This window comes from Calditrichota bacterium, from assembly GCA_013152715.1.
GTDB lineage: Bacteria > Zhuqueibacterota > Zhuqueibacteria > Thermofontimicrobiales > Thermofontimicrobiaceae > 4484-87.
Map to the genome: position 1 here is coordinate 1 of JAADFU010000139.1, position 3,372 is coordinate 3,372.

Here is a 3,372-nt window from a genome sequence, read left to right on the forward strand (position 1 = left end):
GACCCATCCAAATATTTCATATCCGACAGGGACAGAGAATTGGGCAGAGAAATTCAGAAATTGGAGAATGATTTTGAACAGCAATATGCAAATCAGCATTTGACGATGAGTGAAATAAAGCAACTTAAAGATGATTATCAGAGTACATTTAACGATTTAGCTGAAAAATACAACATTAGTTCGGCTCAACTGGCGAAATTTCGAGAAATTATCAAACGCCAGAACTATTAGAAACAAAAAAATACTCTACCAAAGAACAAAAACCGGCGTTGCAACTGAAAAGCTCGCCGGTTTTCTTTATCTACGAAAAAAAGTTTACTTGCCAGGTTCTTTCGCCAATTGAATCAGGACCATGCCCAAAACAATCGCCGCTAATCCGAGTCCGGTCTTCCAATCCAGATACTGTGTTTTTTTGATGAGACCGACCACAGTGCCGGCAATGGGGGAAAAAGCGAAAGCAATAGCCAGCGTCACACCCAGATTTTCCGAATGAGAAAGTGAAGCGTAAAAGCTCCACATGCCCAAACTGCCGGCGATGATACCGCCGCCGATGATGATCATCAGCCAGGCGCGATAATTTTCCGGCGTTCCAATGGATTTCCACGCCGGAATGGAAATCGCGCCCAAAATAATCAGTGCCACAGCCGTGCGCAGTGTGATCCCGGCGATCGCCGGCATTTTCATGGCGAGCAATCCCGCTTTTTCAAAATAGCCGCCTAACCCCCAAAAAGTGCCTGCTAAAATTGCGTACAAAATGTAAGGTCTCATTCTTCCTCCGATAATTTTATTGTGCGATTTTTTTACTACAAATATCTCACGGTCAGGTGCAAAATGGCTCTAAATTTAACACAGTGAGCATAAAAATGCAAACTTTTTTCATTTTTTTGAAAAATTATTTGATTTTGTCGCATAAATTTCGTAATAATAAATCGCAACTTCCAATACAGTTCATTCGGAATTCAAGGAGGAATACCATGAAACGAATTGCAATTATTTGTTTGCTCCTGTCTTTAATTTTCACCTCTGCTTTCTCTCAAAAAAACCAAACCGGCGCGATTTCGCCTGATCTACTGAAACAAATCCGTTCGTCTCTTAAACTGGACGGAGCGACGCGCGGAATGATCAACGCTATCTCTAATAATGATATTAAAAAGTTAGCTTACAATCGACAGTTGGCAGGCAAGACCGACCATTTTTTCAAATACCGTGTCAAGACCAAAGGCATTACCAATCAAAAATCTTCCGGCAGATGCTGGTTGTTCACTTCGCTCAATGTGTTGCGCCCCATTGTCATCGAGAAGCATAATATGAAGGAATTTTTCTTTTCGGAAAATTACTCATTTTTCTGGGATCAGTTTGAAAAGGCAAATCTATTTCTGGAAGCAATCATTTCCACGCGCAAAAAAGACATCGATGATCGAGAAGTGCAGTGGCTGTTCCAGCATCCCATTCAGGACGGCGGCGTGTGGAATTATGCCGTGGATTTGATCGAAAAATACGGCGTGGTTCCGGAAAATGCCATGTCAGAAACTTTTCACAGCGAAAACACCGGCACCATGCGTCGTTTGCTCGCCCGCAAGTTACGCGAACAGGGTATTCGTTTGCGTCAGTTGTATCAGGCGGGAAAAAGTTTGAGAGCTTTGCGGAAACAAAAAGTCGAATTCTTGAAAGAAATCTATCGCATGTTGGTCATAAATCTTGGAGAACCGCCGGAAACGTTTACCTGGCGTTACGAAGATGCCGATGGTAATATTTCCGAGCCGAAAACTTATTCGCCGCAGCAATTTTACAGAGAGTTTGTCGGCATCAATCTGCGCGATTATGTGCAGCTCATGGATGATCCCAGCAAAGAATATTACAAACTTTACGAAATCAAATACGATCGCAACATGCTGGACGGAGCCAATTGGGTTTTCATCAATTTGCCTGTTGAAAAAATCAAAAAATTTGCCCAGAAGTCGATTATGAATAACGAAGCCATGTATTTTTCATGTGACGTGGGCAAACAACTCGATCGGGAAAAAGGCGTTCTTGCGCTTGGCGTGTATGATTACGAATCAATTTACGGCGTCAAATTTGGCATGAACAAAGCGGAACGCATTTTGACCTTTGACAGCGGGTCAACCCACGGCATGGCGCTCATTGGTTTTGACGAATCCCCGGACGGAAAAACCACCCAGTGGCTGCTGGAAAATAGCTGGGGAAAATCCGCCGGACACAACGGATATTTGACCATGACCGACAGATGGTTTGATGAATACATGTTTCGGCTGGTTGTGAACAAAAAATATGTATCGCCGGACGTGTTGAAGATTTTGCAACAGAAACCCATTGTTTTGCCGCCATGGGATCGGATGTTTTAATTTTTTGGTACAAATTTAATTTTTGATTGCAAAATTGTACTTTTTTATGGCACACGGATGAACCGCTAAAAAGATAGCGGTCGTTCCGCGCGGATCGGGCGGATTTTCACGGATTAATATCCGCGGGAATCCGTTGAATCTGTGTGCATCCGCGTGTTTGAAAAGACTATCCAATTTTTTGCAGTAATTCATTTATCAAAATCTAATTTAAAGGAATAAGTCAATGCGTCTTTTTACACTTGATGAAAGTGGAAAAATGATTCCATACAACGAGAAGAAGTTTAAAGATGAGAATAAAGAGTCTGATTTGGAATCGCTATTAGAAAACAATCCCGAATATTTTTTTGAGAATAGCAAAATACTAGTTATTGGCCGCCAAATTACAACCAATTTAAATTCGTTTATTGATTTATTAGGGATTGACAAATCTGGGAATACAATTGTCGTAGAATTGAAACGAAATAAAACTCCAAGAGAAACAATAGCTCAGTTATTAGAATATGCCTCGTTTATAGAAAATTTAGACTATTCCCAATTAAATGAAATTTATCAAAATTATTCCGGTGAAGATATTAGTTTAGAAGATTATCATCAGCAATACTTCCAAGACGAACAGAACGAAAGCGTGTCATTTAACAAATATTCTAAATTGGTTATCGTCGCACAAGAAATCACCAGAGAAATTAAACAAACAGCTCAATTTTTAAGAAAGAAAGGCATTGATATCTATTGTTTAGAGTTCAGGTATTTTACCACTAAACATGGAGAGAAAATAATCTCAAGTGATATGGTTGTTGGGGATGAAGAATTTATTCGACATAAAGTCCAATCTGCCACTCTTCCCAAAGTCGATGAAAACAAATTTCGGAAATCCCTGGATAGAAATGGATTGAAGGTATATGATCGTATTTTTGAATTCGCAAAAAGAAATAAGCTAATGTTCAGATGGGGCTCAAAAGGATTTTCATTAAATTTAGAATTAGACAACGGTTTTGTTTGTCTGTTCTTT

The 3,372-nt window shown here is 40.0% G+C and carries 4 protein-coding genes; 3 read left to right on the top strand and 1 reads right to left on the bottom strand.

Annotation, left to right across the window (positions count from 1 at the left end; all coding sequences use genetic code 11):
* The coding region (locus GXO74_11060) for a hypothetical protein (protein NOZ62212.1) at positions 1–231 on the top strand (231 nt) is incomplete at its 5' end.
* An 84-nt stretch (positions 232–315) separates the two neighbouring features.
* On the opposite strand, the gene GXO74_11065 is transcribed toward GXO74_11060, so the two are convergent.
* Positions 316–768 carry an EamA family transporter gene (locus GXO74_11065; GenBank protein NOZ62213.1) on the bottom strand — a complete coding sequence of 151 codons (453 nt, stop codon included), beginning with the start codon at positions 766–768 and terminating at the stop codon, positions 316–318.
* 206 nt (positions 769–974) lie between these two features.
* Between GXO74_11065 and GXO74_11070 the strand changes: the two genes are divergently transcribed.
* The gene (locus tag GXO74_11070; GenBank protein ID NOZ62214.1) at positions 975–2,363 is read left to right on the top strand and encodes a C1 family peptidase; all 1,389 of its coding nucleotides are present in this window, start codon (positions 975–977) and stop codon (positions 2,361–2,363) included.
* 223 nt (positions 2,364–2,586) lie between these two features.
* Positions 2,587–3,372, top strand: a 786-nt coding sequence (locus GXO74_11075; protein ID NOZ62215.1) for a DUF91 domain-containing protein, incomplete at its 3' end; no start/stop codon positions are given.